Raw genomic sequence first — 14811 nt, forward strand, 5'->3', positions numbered from 1 at the left:
CGGGACCAAGGGGCCCGCATACTGGGCTCCATGGTCCACGACGACGAACCGGTGCTGCTGCGCGAGGCGGGCGGTACGGCCCACATCATCCTCAACCGGCCCCGCGCGCTGAACGCGCTGACCCATCCCATGGTGCGCGCCATCGGCGCGGCGCTCACCGCGTGGGAACAGGACCCGGACATCACGGCCGTGGTCATCTCCGGCGCCGGGGAGCGCGGGCTGTGCGCCGGGGGCGACATCCGGATGATCCACGACGACGCCCGCTCCGGCGGCGGCGCCTCGCCCGCCTTCTGGCGCGACGAGTACCGGCTCAACGCCCGGATCGCCCGCTACCCGAAGCCGTACGTCGCGCTGATGGACGGCATCGTGATGGGTGGCGGGGTCGGTGTCTCGGCCCATGGCGCCGTACGGATCGTCACCGAACGCTCCGCCGTCGCCATGCCCGAGACCGGCATCGGCCTCGTCCCCGACGTCGGCGGAACGTTCCTGCTCTCCCGCGCCCCCGGCGAACTCGGCACCCATCTCGCCCTCACCGGACGCACGGTGGGCGCCGCCGACGCGCTGCTGTGCGGGCTCGCGGACCACTTCGTACCCTCGCGGCGGCTGCCCGACCTGCGCGCGGCGAACGGCGCGGCCGAGCTGCGCGAAACCGTACAGACGTACGCGACGACGGCGCCCGAAGGGCGGCTCGCGGCGGACCGCGAGTGGATCGACGCGTGCTACGCGGCCGACACCGTGGAGGAGATCCTCGACCGGCTGCGCGCCACCGGACACCCCGCCGCGCAGGACACCGCCGAGACCCTGCTGACCCGCTCGCCCACCGTCCTCAAGGCGACCCTCGACGCCGTCCGCCGGGCCCGCCGGACGGCCACCCTGGAGCAGGTGCTCGACCAGGAGTACCGCGCCTCGTGCGCCGCGCTCACCTTCCCCGACCTGGTCGAGGGCATCCGCGCCCAGGTCATCGACAAGGACCGCGACCCGCGCTGGTCGCCCAAGGACCTCGCGGGGGTGACGGACGCCGACGTACGACGGTTCTCCGCGCCGCCGCCCGGCGGCGACCTCGGGCTCGGCGGGCCGTACGGCTAACGCGCGAGGTGGTGGCGCTTGCGCCAGGCCACCACCGCCGCGACCACCCCGGTGACCACGATGAACCCCGACGCCAGCAGGAACACCGGCGAGGACGGGGAGGTCGCGCGGGCGCCCGCGATCACATAGGCCGCGGTGTTGGGCACCGAACCGAGCGCCGTCGCCAGCAGGAACGGCGTCCACCCCATCCGGGAGACGGCCGCGCCGTAGTTGCCCGCCGCGAACGGCACCCCGGGGAAGAGCCGGATCGCCAGCATCGACCGGAACCCGTGCCCGCTCAGCTGCCCGTCCGCCGCCCTGAGCCAGCGGCCCCGCAGCAGCGGACGCAGCGCGTCCTGCCCCAGCAGCCGGCCGAGCCCGAAGGAGATCCCCGCCGCCAGCACCGTCCCGGCCACCGCCGCGACCAGCCCGGACACCGAGCCCAGCAGCGCGCCCGCGGCGAGATTGAGCAGCGGCCGTGGTACGAACGCGACGCCGCACAGCCCGTACGCCACCACGAACAGCACCACGGCCGCGCCCCCGCCCGCGTACCCCGGCCAGCCGTCCACCAGCAGCCGCTGCGGCTCGAAGACCAGCACCATCGCGCCCGCCGACCCCAGCACGGCCACCAACAGCGCCAGCCGCGACCACGGCGAGAGCAGCGCTCTGGAACAGCGCGCGCCCGGGGAGGGTTCGGCGAGGGGCGGGTCGGCGGTGTCGAGCATGCTCGGGATGCTAGCCCACGCGTGTGAAACCCGTGCCACGAAAACCATTCGACGCCACCACGCCCGTACGCCAGGATCGGGGACATGTTCCGGTACGCCTTCCTCGCAGCGCCGTCCGCAGTCGCGGACGCGCCGAAGGCTGCCGCGTTCTTCGTGGAGACGGCCGCACACATCACGGCAGAGGCCGTGGCCGCGCCCTTCGGCGGCGCCCGAAGCTGACCCTCCCCGGAACGTCCGGCGGACCCCGTAGGGGGAGGGTCGGCAGGGATTCCGGGGTCCCGCTCACGCTCGAGCCACTCGCTTCGAGCCACTCGCTTCGAGTACAGGGACAGCAGCCATGCCCAAGACGGCATACGTACGCACCAAGCCCCACGTCAACATCGGCACCATGGGCCACGTCGACCACGGCAAGACCACTCTGACCGCCGCCATCACCAAGGTCCTCAGCGACCGGGGGACCGGCACGTTCGTGCCCTTCGACCGGATCGACCGCGCCCCGGGGGAGGCCGCGCGGGGGATCACCATCAACATCTCGCACGTCGAGTACGAGACCGACACCCGGCACTACGCGCATGTGGACATGCCCGGTCACGCCGACTACATCAAGAACATGGTGACCGGCGCGGCCCAGCTCGACGGGGCGATCCTCGTCGTCTCCGCGCTCGACGGGATCATGCCGCAGACCGCCGAACACGTCCTGCTCGCCCGGCAGGTCGGGGTCAACCACATCATCGTGGCCCTGAACAAGGCCGACGCGGGCAACGACGAGCTGACCGACCTGGTCGAGCTGGAGGTGCGCGAGCTGCTCACCGAGCACGGCTACGGGGGCGACGAGGTGCCCGTCGTCCGGGTCTCGGGGCTGCGCGCCCTGGAGGGCGACCCGCGTTGGGTCGCCGCCGTGGAGGCGCTGCTGGACGCCGTCGACACCTATGTGCCGATGCCCGTCAGGTACACGGACGCGCCGTTCCTGCTGTCGGTGGAGAACGTCCTCACCATCACCGGACGCGGCACCGTCGTCACCGGAGCCGTCGAGCGCGGCACGGTACGCGTCGGCGACCGGGTGGAGGTGCTGGGCGCGGGGCTGGAGACGGTCGTCACGGGTCTGGAGACCTTCGGCAAGCCGATGGAGTTCGCGGAGGCCGGCGACAACGTCGCCCTGCTGCTGCGCGGGCTGCCCCGCGCCGCGGTCCGCCGCGGCCATGTGGTCGCGGCGCCGGGCAGCACCGTACCGAGCAGGCGTTTCACCGCGCAGGTGTACGTCCTCCCGGCGCGGGAGGGCGGCCGTAGCACCCCGGTCGCCACCGGTTACCGGCCACAGTTCTACATCCGTACGGCGGATGTGGTCGGCGACATCGACCTCGGGGAGACGGCCGTCGCGCGCCCCGGTGACACGGTCACCCTGACCGTGGAGCTGGGCCGTGACCTGCCGCTGGAGCCGGGCCTCGGCTTCGCCATCCGCGAGGGCGGCCGTACGGTCGGCGCCGGTACGGTCACCGCGCTGCTCTGAGCCGTGGTGTGCGCCCGCCTCCCCGGCACCGGGGAGGCGGGCGCACAATAGGACGGTGAACGAGCCGATCCCCGTCATCCGCGCCGTGGACAGCGGCACCGCCAAGCTGCTGCCCGATGTGGACCGGGAGCGGGCCTGGCTGCTGACGGTCGACGGGGCGCCCCAGTCGTACGTCGACCTGGACGAGCCGACGCACCTGGAGTTCGAGTACGTACGACGGCTCGCCCACGCCGTCGACCTCGCCGCGCCGGAGGGCGAGCCGCTGACCGTCCTGCATCTGGGCGGCGGGGCCTTCACCCTGCCCCGCTACATCGCCGCCACCCGGCCGGGGTCCGCGCAGTCGGTGATCGAGGCGGACGGCGGGCTGCTGGACCTGGTCGCCGAGTGGCTGCCGATACCGGCCGCCGCCGAGATCACCGCGCACCGCGCGGACGCCCGCCGCTGGCTCGAAGCGGCGCCGGACCGCTCCGTGGACGTACTCGTCGGGGATGTCTTCGGCGGCTCGCGGATCCCCGCGCACCTCACCTCCGTCGAGTACGCGGCCCAGGCCGCGCGGGTGCTCCGTACCGGCGGGGTCTACGCGGCCAACCTCGCGGACGGCGCGCCGTTCGCCTTCCTCCGCTCCCAACTGGCCACCTTCGCGGCCGTCTTCGGGGAGCTGGCCCTGATCGCGGAGCCCGCCGTGCTGCGGGGCCGGCGCTTCGGAAACGCCGTGCTGCTCGCCTCGCACACCCCGGTCGACACGGCGGCCCTGGCCCGCCGCACCGCCTCCGACGCCTTTCCCGCCCGGGTCGAACACGGCGATACGCTGCGGCGGTTCATCCGGGACGCGGCGCCGGTACGCGACAGCGGAGCCGTCCCCTCGCCCCGCCCGCCCGACGGCGCCTTCAGCATCGGCTGAGACGGCGCCACCCGGAGCCTTCTCCGGGCCGGACGGGCCGGAGGCGCGGCGCCTCAGCCGTCGTACATCCGGTACGAACAGGACGGCGGAGGTCAGCACCACGACCACCACCACAGCGCCGCGCCGAGGCGATCAGGGCGCCCTGGCCGCGGGAGGGCTCAGGAGGCGCTCTCCGTGCTGTCCGCCAGCCGTACGGTGCTCATGATCTTCTTGATCGTCGCGTCCGGGATCTCATCGGGAACACCGGTGCAGGCGTAGAGGACCCAGGTCGAGAAGTCGCCCTTGGCATTGGCGAAGGAGAAGGTGAACGACTTTCCGTCCGTGTCGCACTTGTTCTTCTTCGTCACCCCCGTCGCCCTGGCCGTCGCGAAGCTCCCCTTCAGCCCGGAGGCGGTGGTGTACGGTTCGGCCTCGCTGACCTTCACCTTCTCCTTGAGGGTGCCCTTGGGCTCCTCCTGCGCGTACGGCGCCCAGACCCAGTTGCCCGCCTCGTTGGTCGCGGCGATATCCGTGTCCTTGGCGCCCCGGGCGCCCTTCGTCCCCGTACCGGCCAGCTCGGTGTACTCCAGCTTGCCGTCCTTGTCGGTGTCCTGGGAGCACCACTCGGACGTGAGGAAGGCGGGCGCGGAGAAGGAGGTGACGGGGGTGCCGTCGCCCTTCGCGGCGTCCTCGAAGCCGGAGATGGTGCCGGGCTTGCCGACCTCCCACTCCGGCGGTACGTCGAACTGCGTGCCGTACTTCGGGTTGGTGACCACCTTCCACCCCGCGATGGTCGGCTTGGCGGCCGCGCCGTCCCTGGGGTTGGCGAGGGACGGGGCCGTGGCCGGGTCCTCGGAGGGGGAGGCGGAGGACTTGGCGTCGCCGGACGCCTTGTCGCTCTTCCCGTCGTCCTTGCCCAGCACGAAGAACGCGGTGCCCGCCGCGGCGATCACGACCACGGCCGCCGCGACGACCGCGACGACGGTGGTGCTCTTCCGGCCCGGCCCGGGAACCGGCTGACCCGGCTGACCCGGCGGCATCGCGTACTGCGGCACGGTCGGCTGCTGGTACGGATTGGGCTGCGGGTATCCCTGCTGCGGCGGGTACCCCTGCTGCGGCGGGTATCCGGGCGGCCCCTGCGCCTCGGGCTGCGCCGGGTACCCGGGCTGTTGCCGATAGCCGGGCTGCGTGTAGGGATTCGGCTGCTGATACCCCGGCTGCTGGTACGGATCGGGTGTCTGGTCCTGCGGGTTCTGCTCGCCCCCGGGCGGCTGCTGTCCTTGCCACATGGCGATCAACGATAGAGGGGACACCTGTCGGTTGTGACCTCTGTTCTGTCAGGGGATGGTGAAGCTCCGTTACTCATAGGTAACGTAACGGCCCATGAGCGCAGACCAGAAGTCCATCGGCGAGATGCTCGCCGCCACCGTTCCCATGGCCAGGACCCTCGGGCTGGAGTACCTGGAGGCCACCGCCGAGCGGGCCGTCGTCCGGCTCCCCGATCGGCCGGACTTCCACAACCATGTCGGCGGTCCGCACGCCGGCGCGATGTTCACCCTCGCCGAGTCCGCCAGCGGCGTCATCGTGATCGCCGCCTTCGGCCACTTCGTCGACCGCGCCGTTCCGCTGGTCGTCAGCGCGGAGATCGGCTACCGGAAGGTGGCGATGGGCCCCGTCACGGCCACCGCGGTGCTGGGCCGCCCCGCCGCCGAGGTCGCCGCGGAACTGGAGGCCGGCGGGCGTCCCGAGTTCCCCGTCACCATCGACATCACCCGCGAGGACGGGGCCGTCACCGGGCGGATGACCGTGATCTGGACGCTCCGCCCGCACCGCTGACCGTGCCGGGACCGACCCGTACCGTCCAGCGGGTAGGCTGCCCGGCGGGTGCCCCGGGGCACCCGCCGGGCGGTGGCCCGGAGAACGGTACGAGGGTTCAGGGCAGTACGGGAGGAACCGGCGTTGCACGTCCAGGAGTGGCTAGAGACCGTCCCCCCGGTCAGTATTTATCTCCTGGTGGGGGTGGTCATCGGGCTCGAAAGCCTCGGTATCCCGCTGCCGGGCGAGATCGTCCTCGTCAGCTCGGCGCTGCTCGCCTCCCAGCACGGCGACATCAACCCGTACATCCTCGGCGCCTGTGCCACGGCCGGCGCGATCATCGGGGACTCGATCGGCTACGCCATCGGCCGCCGGGGCGGCAGGCCGCTGCTCGCGTGGCTCGGCGCGAAATTCCCCAAACACTTCGGTGAGGGCCAGATCGCCCTGGCCGAGCGGTCGTTCGAGAAGTGGGGCATGTGGGCGGTCTTCTTCGGCCGTTTCGTCGCGCTGCTGCGTATCTTCGCCGGACCGCTCGCGGGCGTCCTGCGCATGCCGTACTGGAAGTTCCTGATCGCCAACGTGCTGGGCGGCATCGTCTGGGCGGGCGGCACCACGGCCGTCATCTATACGGTGGGTGTGGTCGCCGAGGCGTGGCTCAAGCGCTTCTCCTGGCTCGGGCTGGTGCTCGCCGTGGTCTTCGGGATCGCCTCGATGCTCATCGTGAAGAACCGCGCCAAGAAGGCCGCCGAGCGTACGGAGACCGCCCCGGCGCGGTCCACGGCGACGGACGGACCGGCGCCCGTCGTCGTCGACTGAGCCCCTGCCGACCGGGTCCCGTCACGTTCGGGCCCGTCGTGCTCAGTCCCGCGCGCTCAGTGCCCGTGCGCCGCGCGGTGGGCCTTCGCCAGTGCGAGATAGCCCACCGCGTTCCGGGTGATCCCGGCCCGCTCCTCCTCGGTCAGCTCCCGCTTGACCTTGGCGGGCACCCCCGCCACCAGCGAGCCGGGCGGTACCCGCATCCCTTGTGGTACGAGCGACTGCGCCGCGACCAGCGAACCCGCGCCGATGTGCGCGCCGTTGAGGACCGTGGCCCCCATGCCGATCAGCACGTCGTCCTCGACCGTGCAGCCGTGCAGCACCGCGTTGTGGCCGACCGAGACCCGCTCACCCACCGTGAGCGGGAACCCGGGGTCGGCGTGCAGGGTGCAGTTGTCCTGGATGTTGCTGTCGGCGCCCACCGTGATCGGCGCCGCGTCCGCCCGCAGCACGGCGTGGTACCAGATGCCGGCCCCGGCGGCCACGGTGACCTCGCCGATGACCACGCAGGTCGGCGCGGTGAACGCCCCGGGGTGGAGCCGGGGCTCCTTGCCGCCCACGCCGGTGATCAGTGCCGGTGGTGTCATGTCGTCTCCTGGGTGCGTGGCCGTGTACGTACCGGCTGGTACGTACACAGGCACCGTAGGCGACGCGCCGGGGATCACGGCGGGCGGAGCCTCACTGGACGACGGGTGTGAACGTCACCGGCAGCGAGGTCAGTCCGCGCATCAGGATGGAAGGCCGCCAGGTCAGTTCGTACGGCTCCACCGCCAGCACCACATCGGGCAGCCGCTCCAACAGCGTCTCCACCGCGGTCCTGGCGATGACGTCGGCCAGCAGCGGAGCCGGATAGGGGCAGCGATGCTCGCCGTTGCCGAACGACAGGTGGGCGGAGTTCTCCGCGCCGATATGGCCCTCGGGCCAGATCTGCGGATCGGTGTTGGCCGCCGCCAGCCCCAGCACCAGACAGTCGCCCGCCCTGATGTGCTGGCCGCCGAGGCGGGTGTCGCGCACCGCCCACCGGCCGATGTAGTTCTGCATCGGGGTGTCCAGCCACAGCACCTCGTTCAGCGCCTGGCCGACGCCGATCCGGCCGCCGGAGACGTTCAGCGCGAACCGGTCGTCGGTCAGCAGCAGCCGCAGGGTGTTGCAGATCCAGTTGGTCGTGGGCTGCTGCGCGGCGGCGATCAGGGCGATCAGGTCCTGGACGGTCTCCTCGTCCGTCAGCCCGGCCGGATGGGTCAGCATCCGGGAGGCGATGTCGGGACCCGGGCTGTTGCGCTTGTTCTTCACCAGTCGTTCGATGCGCTCCTGGGCCCGGCGGTAGGCGGCGACCGGGTCGTCGGTCTCCGCCGCGTCCAGGGAGATCCGCAGATCCCGCACCAGCTCCTCGACTCCCTCGCTGTCCGGTGACATCCCGCAGAGCTGGACCACGGCACGCATCGGCAGCGCCGTCGCGTACGCGGCCATCAGCTCGGCCTCGCCGCTGCCCGCGAAGGTGTCGATGAGCCCCTCGGCCAGCTCGCGGCAGAGGTGTGCCAGCTCGAACTGGTCGACGGTCTCCAGCGCCTCGGTGATCACGGCGGCCCGCCGCTGGTGCTCGGCTCCCTCCTTGAAGAGCACCGACGGCTGGTAGCCGAGGAACGGCATCATCGGCCAGTCCTCGGGGATGGTGGACCACTGGTTCCACCGCCGGGAGTCCCGGGCGAACAGCTCGTCGTGGCTGGTGACATAGGTGACCTCGGTGTAGCCGAGCACCAGCCAGGCGGGAATGCCGCCGTCGAGGACGACGGGGGCGATGGCGCCGTGCCGCCCGCGCAGCGAGCGGTAGAGCTGGGAGGGGGTCTGCTGGTGTTCCAGACCGCTCAGCAGCGGCGCGTCCACATGCGAGGGACAGTCCGGCGGAGGGCCGGGGACGGTATCTGCGGGGTCGGTCATGGTGTCAGCTCCCTGGCCACGGCCAGTTCGTAGAGGTGGTCCACGAGGGTGATCAGGACGTTCTTGCCGGACGCGCGCACCCGCGCGTCACAGTCGATCAGCGGTACGTGCTCGGGCAGCGAGAGCGCCTGGCGGATCTCCGCGAGGGAGAACGCCGAGACATCGTCGTCGAAGCGGTTGACCGCGACCACGAACGGTGTCCGGTGGTGTTCGAGCCGGTCGACGGCGTACCACGACTCGCTCATCCGCCGGGTGTCGACCAGGACGACCGCGCCGAGCGTGCCGGAGAAGAGCCGGTTCCACAGGAACCAGAACCGCTCCTGCCCCGGCGCCCCGAACAGATAGAGGACCATCCGGTCGTTGAGGCTGATCCGGCCGAAGTCGAAGGCCACGGTGGTGGTGGTCTTGGTGGTCAGCCCGACTGTCTCGTCGACGCCGATACCGGCCTTGGTCATGACCTCCTCGGTGTTGAGCGGGCGGATCTCGCTGACCGAGCGGACGAGGGTCGTCTTGCCGACCCCGAACCCGCCCACGATGACGATCTTCAGACCGGTCTCCGCGGCATCGGGCAGTGGGGTCCGGCGGGCCGGGAGTTCAGAGGTTGCGGAGTCCATGGAGCACCTCCTTCAAGAGGGCGGAGTCGGGGAGCGTGGCGACGGACCGTGCCGCGCGTGGATGGCGCGCGGTGATCCGGCCCGTCGCGAGGAGGTCGCCGAGCAGGATCCGTACCACCGTCACCGGCAGGTTCAGCTCCGCGGAGATCTCGACGACCGCGGTGGGATGGCGGCACAGCGCGAGGATCCGGACATGCTCCGACTGCATGCCCGGGGTGGCCTCGCACTCGCTGACGATCAGGGTGACCAGGTCGAACGAGTCGTCATCGACCCGGCTGCGGCCACCCGTGACGGTGTACAGCCGGTCGGGATCCCCGGTGTCGACGGGCCGCCGGGTCATGACGGAGAACTCTCCTGGAGCGGTGTGCGCGGTTCGGCCCGCAGATGTTCGCCGATCTGCTCGACCAGCTCCGTCATCTGGTGGCCGACCACCCCCGGGTCGGCGCCGTCCTCGGCCACCACCGCGAGATGCGCCCCGTCACCGGCCTCCACGATGAACAGCAGACCACCGTGGAATTCGGTCATCGAGTGCCGCACCCCACCGGTGCCGTTGCCGAACTCGACCGAGGCGCCCTGCGCGAGCGCCTGGATGCCGGAACAGATGGCGGCCAGCTGATCGGCCTGGTCGAGGGTGAGATGGCGGCTCCAGCAGAGCTTCAGCCCGTCGCGGGAGAGGACGAGGGCGTGCCGGGTGCCGGGGGTGCGTTCCAGCAGGCTCTCCAGGAGCCAGGTCAGGCTGTTGTCAGTGGTCTGCATGGTGTGTGGGGCGGGTTGCACCCGGTAAACAGGTCACCTGCCCGTTTCTCCAATCTGGCGTACGTGGTGTGGTGGGACGCCGATCCCCCGGGCGCCGTACGGGACGGGCACCGGCGGGCCCTACTCCGCCGGCGCGTCGGCCGGATCCTCGGGGGAGCGGCGTGCCCGGTGGAAGGCCCCGAACTGGGTGCCCGCGTCACTGCCGGCCGCTATCCCGCCGCCTTCCGGCTCCGTACCCGGGAGCGGCCTGCCCCGGTCGGAGGCGGCCATCGTGCGGCCCGGCGGCCGTACCGGCAGCCCGCCGGGGGTGGCCACCCGGGGCCCGCCGCCCGGTGCCGACGGGGCGGGCAGCGACCGGTCGGGGGTGGTCGACGGGAGCGGCGGGGTGTGGTGCGGGACGGGGCTGACCCGGGGTACGGGCGGTGAGGGCATCGTCGTCTCCGGGTCCGGGCGCCGCAGGGACTGTTCCGGGGCCATACCGCGCTGCTGGGCGAGGAGCTGGGGCGGGAAGAGGACCACCACGCCCGTACCTCCGCGCGAGGAGGGCCGGTAGTTGACGCTGATGTGGTACTTGGCGGCCAGCCGGCCGACCACGGCGAGACCGAGCCGGGTGCCCTGGAGGTGCGCCAGGTCGGTGACGCGGCCAGACACGGACTCCTCGGCCCGCCGCATCGCCGCCGCGGCCATTTTCAGCCCGCTGTCCTCGATGGTCACGACGATGCCCGCGGTGCGCTCCTCGACATAGACATGGACCTCGTCGATCGGCGGGGAGAAGTTCGCCGCGTTGTCCATGAGTTCGGCGAGGAGGTGCATCACGGGCTCGGCGGCGAACCCGGCGATGGCCGCGCCGCTGGAGCAGTGCAGGCGTACCCGCTGATAGGCGGCGATACGTCCCACCGCGCCGCGCAGGATCGACTCCATGCCGATCGGCTTGTTCCAGGCGCGGCTGGCCCGGCCGCCCATCAGCAGGGCGAGCCGGTCGGTCAGCAGGCCCAGCTGCGAGGTGTTGTGGTCGAGCCTGAGCAGGTCGCCGAAGACCTCCTCGCCGTGCCGGTCCTGCATCTCGCGCAGGTCCGCCAGCATGCTGACGGCCTTGGCCTGCACCCGGCTGAGCGCCTTGGCGCTGGCCACCTGGGCGGCGGTGGCCCGGCGCTCGCTGATCGCGAAGTCCCTGACCACCGCGTCCACCAGGACCCGCAGCCGGGGATCGTCCGGCGGTTCGACGGTGGCGAGCACGGTGTCGGCGGAGCCGCCGGAGCGCAGCCCGTGGAGCGCCCCGGGGAGCGTCTTGGTGGTCACCAGGTCCAGATCGTCGGCCGCCTTCGTGAGCTGGGCGACGGCGGCGTCCCGGTCCTCGACCGCCCGCGCCGCCCGCTCCTCGGAGTGCGCGACCTCGGCGGCGAAGACCTCCAGGACGCGGCGGAGCTGGGCGTCGGTGGGCGAGGGCGTGGCGGCGAGCGCGTCCTCGGCGCTCACCCCGTCCCGGAGTCGGGCGACCACCGCGGGCAGGGTGACGTTGAGCAGCTGCGCGGAGTCGGCGCCGACCTGGGTCAGCTGGCTCCTGGCCGTTCTGCTCTCGCTCTCCGTCATGACCGCGCCGCGCCGGCCGCGCCGCAGCAGCAGCGCCGCGGTGACGGCGGTGACGGCCACCCAGGTCCAGGCGATCACGATCGTGACGGCCACCCAGGTCCGGGCCGGTGCGGGCGCCTCGGCGGCCACCGCGCAGCCGACCGCTCCCGCCACGACCAGCAGCGCCAGCGGGACGGTGAGCGGCAACGGCCGTGGTCGGCGTATGCGGCGCGGGCTGGGGGCGACAGGCACTGGCATTCCGCGGTCCCTCGTACTTGAGTGCGGTGGGGGAATCTCGACTGCGGGTGGTGCGGGTGGTGCGGGTGGATACGGGGGCTTCCGCACCACATGAGGCGCTCATGCTGCCACGGAGCGGGGGGCCGGAACCGGCTGAACGGCCGGAGCCCACACAACAGGTGATTTCATGCCGAATCGGCCCGTGGGGTGGGGGTGTCGTGGTAGTCGGTACGCGGGGCCGGAACGGCGTTGGGGTGAACGTCACAGCCCGTGGCGACGATCGGCGCGGTCCGCGCGGACTACGGTGTGCGCGTGCCGAAGAACAGAGAGCCGCTCTCCTCGCTGACCGCCTGGCGGCGCTCCCTCGCCTCCCGCGCCGTCCAGCGCGGCTGGAAGTGGGTCCAGGACGCGGGCGCGGTCAGCGCCGAGCGCCCGGGGCGGCTGCGCTTCCGCCGGATCGGCACCGGCACCCGGCTCGCCTTCCCGCAGGGCACCGTCTTCGGTGAACCGTGGATCGAGCTGGGCGACCACTGCGTCATCGGCGAGCAGGTCACGCTGACCGCGGGCATGATGCCCGACCTCGACCTCGGCGCGGGGACGATCCTGACCCTGGGCGACGGGGTCGTCCTCGGCCGGGGCAGCCATGTCATCGCCGACACCACCGTGACGATAGGGCGTGACACCTACTGCGGGCCCTATGTCTACATCACCTCGACCAACCACAGCTACGACGACCCGCAGACGCCCATCGGCAAGCAGTGGCCCCGCACGGAACCGGTCGAGATCGGCCCCGGCTGCTGGCTCGGCACCGGCGCGGTCATCCTGCCCGGTGCCCGGCTCGGCCGGAACGTGGTGGTGGCGGCCGGGGCCGTCGTCCGCGGGGAGGTGCCCGACCACGCGGTGGTGGCCGGGGCGCCCGCCCGGATCGTACGCAGCTGGGACCGGACCCGGGGCTGGCAGCCGCCGCTGCGGACCCCCGCGCCGGTGCCGATCCCGGACGGTGTCACCCCGCAGCAGCTGCGGGCGCCGGCCGGGCCGGAACCGGATGCGTGAGCCCGGCGGGGGCCGTTGGTGACCGGGGGGTGGTGAGTACAGCGCGGCGTGCCCGCTGATCGCGTGTACGCGGCTCACTGGCGATCCCCGCTGACGGTATTGGACGGAACGTGTCGGACCTCGACCAGCTCACCCAGTCGCTCGCCCGCAATCTCAAGCGCTGGCGAGGGGAGCGCGGCTTCACGCTCGACGTGCTGGCCGCGCGGGGCGGGCGTCAGCCGCGGGATGATCATCCAGATCGAGCAGGCCCGTACCAATCCGAGCGTCGGCACCACGGTCAAGCTCGCCGACGCGCTCGGCGTCTCCCTCGCCACGCTCCTCGACTACGAGCAGGGCCCCCGGGTCGGGATCGTCCCCGAGGAGCAGGCCGTACGGATGTGGTCCACCCCGGCGGGCAGCCGCACCACCCTGCTGGTCGGTACGGAGGCGAGGGGCCCGCTCGAACTGTGGTCCTGGACGCTGCTGCCCGGTGAGTCCAGCTCCTCCGACCCGCACCCGCCGGGCACCACCGAACTGCTCCATGTGACCGCCGGTGAACTCACCCTCGTCATGGACCGCGCCGAGCACCGGGTGGCGGCCGGAGCGTCCGCCGTCTTCGAGGCGTCGGTGGCGCACACCTACCGCAACGACGGCACCGGCACCATGGAAATGATCATGTCTGTCTCGATCCCGCCCGTCCGCCGAGACAACGCCGCGACAGCCGACTCCCGCCCCTCACAAGGCTGTTAGCGTGACGCGCATGCGTGCTCCCCTCGGAGATTTCGACAACGCCACCCCTGCTGTCGAATGCCTCGACCTGCTCACACCACCTGTCGCCGACGCCGTACGCGCCTGGCGCGCCGAGGTACCCGTGGGGCTGCTGGTCTTCGTGGACACGGAGCCGGCACTCGCCGACCCGGCGGTCTTCCGCGCGCGGTACGGCCCCGAACTGCTCGGCCGGTCCGCCGACTGCGTGGTCATGACGGTCACCGGCGGCGCGCACGCCCTCGCCGCCTGTGTGGTGCTCTCCAGCACCCGGATCGACCTCGACGGCGTGGCCCGTGGTCAACTCGCCGCCCGTACGGTCTCGTTCGCCTCGACGGACGATGCCGCCGAGCTGACGGGCATGGAGTACGGCGGCATCACGCCGATCGGACTGCCCACGGGCCGGCCGCTGCTCGTCGACGCCGCGGTGCTCGACACCGAGTGGGTCCTGATCGGCAGCGGACGCCGCCGGGGCAAGCTGATCGTCCCCGGCAAGGCACTCGGGAGCCTGCCGTGCGCGGTGGTGGTCGAGGGGCTCGGCGTGCTGCCGAGGGACGGCTGACGGGGACGGGCCGTTCCCGAGGCGGGGGCCGGCTCCCGCCTCGGGTCGGCCCCCGCTCCGGATCCGCTCTTCGCTCCGGGGCGGCACTCGCTCCGGGTCAGCCGTCGAGGCGGGGGATCTCGATGGCGGGGCACCGGTTCATGACCATGTCGAGACCGGCCGCGCGCGTCCGTTCGTACGCCTGCTCGTCGACCACCCCGAGCTGGAACCACACCGCCTTCGCGCCGATCTCCACCGCCTGGTCCGCGACCGGACCCGCCAGCTCGCTGTTGACGAACACGTCCACGACATCGACGGGGAACGGGATCTCGGCCAGCGTCGCGTACCCCCGCTCGCCGTGGACCGTCTCCGCCTTGGGATGCACCGGTACGACCCGCTTGCCGTACCGCTGGAGCACCGAGGCGACGCCGTACGCCGCCCGGGAGGGGTTGGTGGACAGCCCCACCACGGCCCAGGTGTCCCCGGACCGGGTCAGGATGGTGCGGATCGTCTCTTCGTCTGCGTCCATGCACAGGAGAACGGGCCGCCCG

Annotated in this window: 17 protein-coding genes and 1 pseudogene; 9 read left to right on the forward strand and 9 right to left on the reverse strand. The window is 72.3% G+C overall.

What is annotated here, in order from left to right:
• Positions 1–30 precede the first annotated feature (30 nt).
• Entirely contained in the window at positions 31–1086 is a 1056-nt protein-coding gene (locus ACIP8W_RS10445; protein WP_401947518.1) for an enoyl-CoA hydratase/isomerase family protein, read from the forward strand.
• Here ACIP8W_RS10445 and ACIP8W_RS10450 read toward each other — a convergent pair.
• The gene (locus ACIP8W_RS10450; RefSeq protein WP_402202644.1) at positions 1083–1790 is read right to left on the reverse strand and encodes a TVP38/TMEM64 family protein; all 708 of its coding nucleotides are present in this window, start codon (positions 1788–1790) and stop codon (positions 1083–1085) included. The two genes, ACIP8W_RS10445 and ACIP8W_RS10450, sit on opposite strands and share 4 nt — an antisense overlap.
• Before the next feature lie 84 nt (positions 1791–1874).
• Here ACIP8W_RS10450 and ACIP8W_RS10455 point away from each other — a divergent pair, with 84 nt between their 5' ends.
• The 3 genes from ACIP8W_RS10455 to ACIP8W_RS10465 all read left to right on the forward strand — a co-directional run bounded on the left by ACIP8W_RS10455 (position 1875) and on the right by ACIP8W_RS10465 (position 4198).
• On the forward strand, positions 1875–2009 hold the full coding sequence (locus tag ACIP8W_RS10455) for a hypothetical protein (protein ID WP_401947524.1): 135 nt from the start codon (positions 1875–1877) through the stop codon (positions 2007–2009).
• A 118-nt stretch (positions 2010–2127) separates the two neighbouring features.
• Positions 2128–3297, forward strand: a complete 1170-nt coding sequence (tuf, locus tag ACIP8W_RS10460; protein WP_402202646.1) for an elongation factor Tu — start codon at positions 2128–2130, stop codon at positions 3295–3297.
• 55 nt (positions 3298–3352) lie between these two features.
• A complete protein-coding gene (locus ACIP8W_RS10465) occupies positions 3353–4198 on the forward strand; it encodes a spermidine synthase (protein ID WP_401947528.1) in 846 nt (281 codons plus the stop codon).
• A 158-nt stretch (positions 4199–4356) separates the two neighbouring features.
• Here ACIP8W_RS10465 and ACIP8W_RS10470 read toward each other — a convergent pair whose 3' ends face one another.
• Positions 4357–5466 (reverse strand): hypothetical protein, encoded by a 1110-nt coding sequence (locus ACIP8W_RS10470; RefSeq protein WP_402202648.1) that lies wholly within the window; start codon positions 5464–5466, stop codon positions 4357–4359.
• A gap of 94 nt (positions 5467–5560) precedes the next feature.
• Between ACIP8W_RS10470 and ACIP8W_RS10475 the strand changes: the two genes are divergently transcribed.
• Together ACIP8W_RS10475 and ACIP8W_RS10480 are read left to right on the forward strand one after the other, a co-directional pair.
• Positions 5561–6013: a DUF4442 domain-containing protein gene (locus tag ACIP8W_RS10475; RefSeq protein WP_401947533.1), complete on the forward strand. Its 453-nt coding sequence runs from the start codon at positions 5561–5563 to the stop codon at positions 6011–6013.
• A 123-nt stretch (positions 6014–6136) separates the two neighbouring features.
• Positions 6137–6808 carry a DedA family protein gene (locus tag ACIP8W_RS10480; protein ID WP_401947535.1) on the forward strand — a complete coding sequence of 224 codons (672 nt, stop codon included), beginning with the start codon at positions 6137–6139 and terminating at the stop codon, positions 6806–6808.
• A gap of 56 nt (positions 6809–6864) precedes the next feature.
• Here ACIP8W_RS10480 and ACIP8W_RS10485 read toward each other — a convergent pair whose 3' ends face one another.
• The 6 genes from ACIP8W_RS10485 to ACIP8W_RS10510 form a co-directional block, all read right to left on the reverse strand.
• Positions 6865–7395, reverse strand: a complete 531-nt coding sequence (locus ACIP8W_RS10485; RefSeq protein WP_402151344.1) for a gamma carbonic anhydrase family protein — start codon at positions 7393–7395, stop codon at positions 6865–6867.
• A gap of 91 nt (positions 7396–7486) precedes the next feature.
• The gene (locus ACIP8W_RS10490; protein WP_401947541.1) at positions 7487–8746 is read right to left on the reverse strand and encodes a cytochrome P450; all 1260 of its coding nucleotides are present in this window, start codon (positions 8744–8746) and stop codon (positions 7487–7489) included.
• The gene (locus ACIP8W_RS10495; RefSeq protein ID WP_401947543.1) at positions 8743–9360 is read right to left on the reverse strand and encodes a GTP-binding protein; all 618 of its coding nucleotides are present in this window, start codon (positions 9358–9360) and stop codon (positions 8743–8745) included. The genes ACIP8W_RS10490 and ACIP8W_RS10495 overlap by 4 nt, the downstream gene beginning before the upstream one ends.
• Positions 9341–9700, reverse strand: a complete 360-nt coding sequence (locus ACIP8W_RS10500) for a DUF742 domain-containing protein (protein WP_401947546.1) — start codon at positions 9698–9700, stop codon at positions 9341–9343. The genes ACIP8W_RS10495 and ACIP8W_RS10500 overlap by 20 nt, the downstream gene beginning before the upstream one ends.
• Positions 9697–10116, reverse strand: coding sequence for a roadblock/LC7 domain-containing protein (locus tag ACIP8W_RS10505; RefSeq protein ID WP_401947548.1), 420 nt, complete (start codon positions 10114–10116; stop codon positions 9697–9699). The genes ACIP8W_RS10500 and ACIP8W_RS10505 overlap by 4 nt, the downstream gene beginning before the upstream one ends.
• Positions 10117–10236: 120 nt before the next feature.
• Positions 10237–11943 carry an ATP-binding protein gene (locus ACIP8W_RS10510; RefSeq protein WP_402151341.1) on the reverse strand — a complete coding sequence of 569 codons (1707 nt, stop codon included), beginning with the start codon at positions 11941–11943 and terminating at the stop codon, positions 10237–10239.
• A 291-nt stretch (positions 11944–12234) separates the two neighbouring features.
• Here ACIP8W_RS10510 and ACIP8W_RS10515 point away from each other — a divergent pair, with 291 nt between their 5' ends.
• From ACIP8W_RS10515 to ACIP8W_RS10525, 3 genes and pseudogenes are all read left to right on the forward strand, one after another.
• Positions 12235–12975: an acyltransferase gene (locus tag ACIP8W_RS10515; RefSeq protein ID WP_401947553.1), complete on the forward strand. Its 741-nt coding sequence runs from the start codon at positions 12235–12237 to the stop codon at positions 12973–12975.
• A 110-nt stretch (positions 12976–13085) separates the two neighbouring features.
• Positions 13086–13704: pseudogene (locus ACIP8W_RS10520) on the forward strand (helix-turn-helix domain-containing protein).
• A gap of 10 nt (positions 13705–13714) precedes the next feature.
• Positions 13715–14281, forward strand: coding sequence for a YbaK/EbsC family protein (locus tag ACIP8W_RS10525; protein WP_402202652.1), 567 nt, complete (start codon positions 13715–13717; stop codon positions 14279–14281).
• 97 nt (positions 14282–14378) lie between these two features.
• Here ACIP8W_RS10525 and ACIP8W_RS10530 read toward each other — a convergent pair whose 3' ends face one another.
• Positions 14379–14789 carry a CoA-binding protein gene (locus ACIP8W_RS10530; RefSeq protein ID WP_401947558.1) on the reverse strand — a complete coding sequence of 137 codons (411 nt, stop codon included), beginning with the start codon at positions 14787–14789 and terminating at the stop codon, positions 14379–14381.
• Positions 14790–14811: the final 22 nt, after the last annotated feature.

Origin of the sequence: Streptomyces sp. NPDC088554 (genome assembly GCF_044752945.1) — a bacterium.
Lineage (GTDB): Bacteria > Actinomycetota > Actinomycetes > Streptomycetales > Streptomycetaceae > Streptomyces.

Bases quoted from the DNA above. Each gene is read 5' to 3' on its own strand.
- ACIP8W_RS10495 (WP_401947543.1), bottom strand. From the start codon at position 9,360: ATGGACTCCGCAACCTCTGAACTCCCGGCCCGCCGGACCCCACTGCCC.
- ACIP8W_RS10530 (WP_401947558.1), bottom strand. From the start codon at position 14,789: ATGGACGCAGACGAAGAGACGATCCGCACCATCCTGACCCGGTCCGGG.
- ACIP8W_RS10490 (WP_401947541.1), bottom strand. From the start codon at position 8,746: ATGACCGACCCCGCAGATACCGTCCCCGGCCCTCCGCCGGACTGTCCC.
- ACIP8W_RS10485 (WP_402151344.1), bottom strand. From the start codon at position 7,395: ATGACACCACCGGCACTGATCACCGGCGTGGGCGGCAAGGAGCCCCGG.
- ACIP8W_RS10510 (WP_402151341.1), bottom strand. From the start codon at position 11,943: ATGCCAGTGCCTGTCGCCCCCAGCCCGCGCCGCATACGCCGACCACGG.
- ACIP8W_RS10450 (WP_402202644.1), bottom strand. From the start codon at position 1,790: ATGCTCGACACCGCCGACCCGCCCCTCGCCGAACCCTCCCCGGGCGCG.
- ACIP8W_RS10445 (WP_401947518.1), top strand. From the start codon at position 31: ATGGTCCACGACGACGAACCGGTGCTGCTGCGCGAGGCGGGCGGTACG.
- ACIP8W_RS10525 (WP_402202652.1), top strand. From the start codon at position 13,715: ATGCGTGCTCCCCTCGGAGATTTCGACAACGCCACCCCTGCTGTCGAA.
- ACIP8W_RS10505 (WP_401947548.1), bottom strand. From the start codon at position 10,116: ATGCAGACCACTGACAACAGCCTGACCTGGCTCCTGGAGAGCCTGCTG.
- ACIP8W_RS10475 (WP_401947533.1), top strand. From the start codon at position 5,561: ATGAGCGCAGACCAGAAGTCCATCGGCGAGATGCTCGCCGCCACCGTT.
- tuf (WP_402202646.1), top strand. From the start codon at position 2,128: ATGCCCAAGACGGCATACGTACGCACCAAGCCCCACGTCAACATCGGC.
- ACIP8W_RS10470 (WP_402202648.1), bottom strand. From the start codon at position 5,466: ATGTGGCAAGGACAGCAGCCGCCCGGGGGCGAGCAGAACCCGCAGGAC.
- ACIP8W_RS10500 (WP_401947546.1), bottom strand. From the start codon at position 9,700: ATGACCCGGCGGCCCGTCGACACCGGGGATCCCGACCGGCTGTACACC.
- ACIP8W_RS10455 (WP_401947524.1), top strand. From the start codon at position 1,875: ATGTTCCGGTACGCCTTCCTCGCAGCGCCGTCCGCAGTCGCGGACGCG.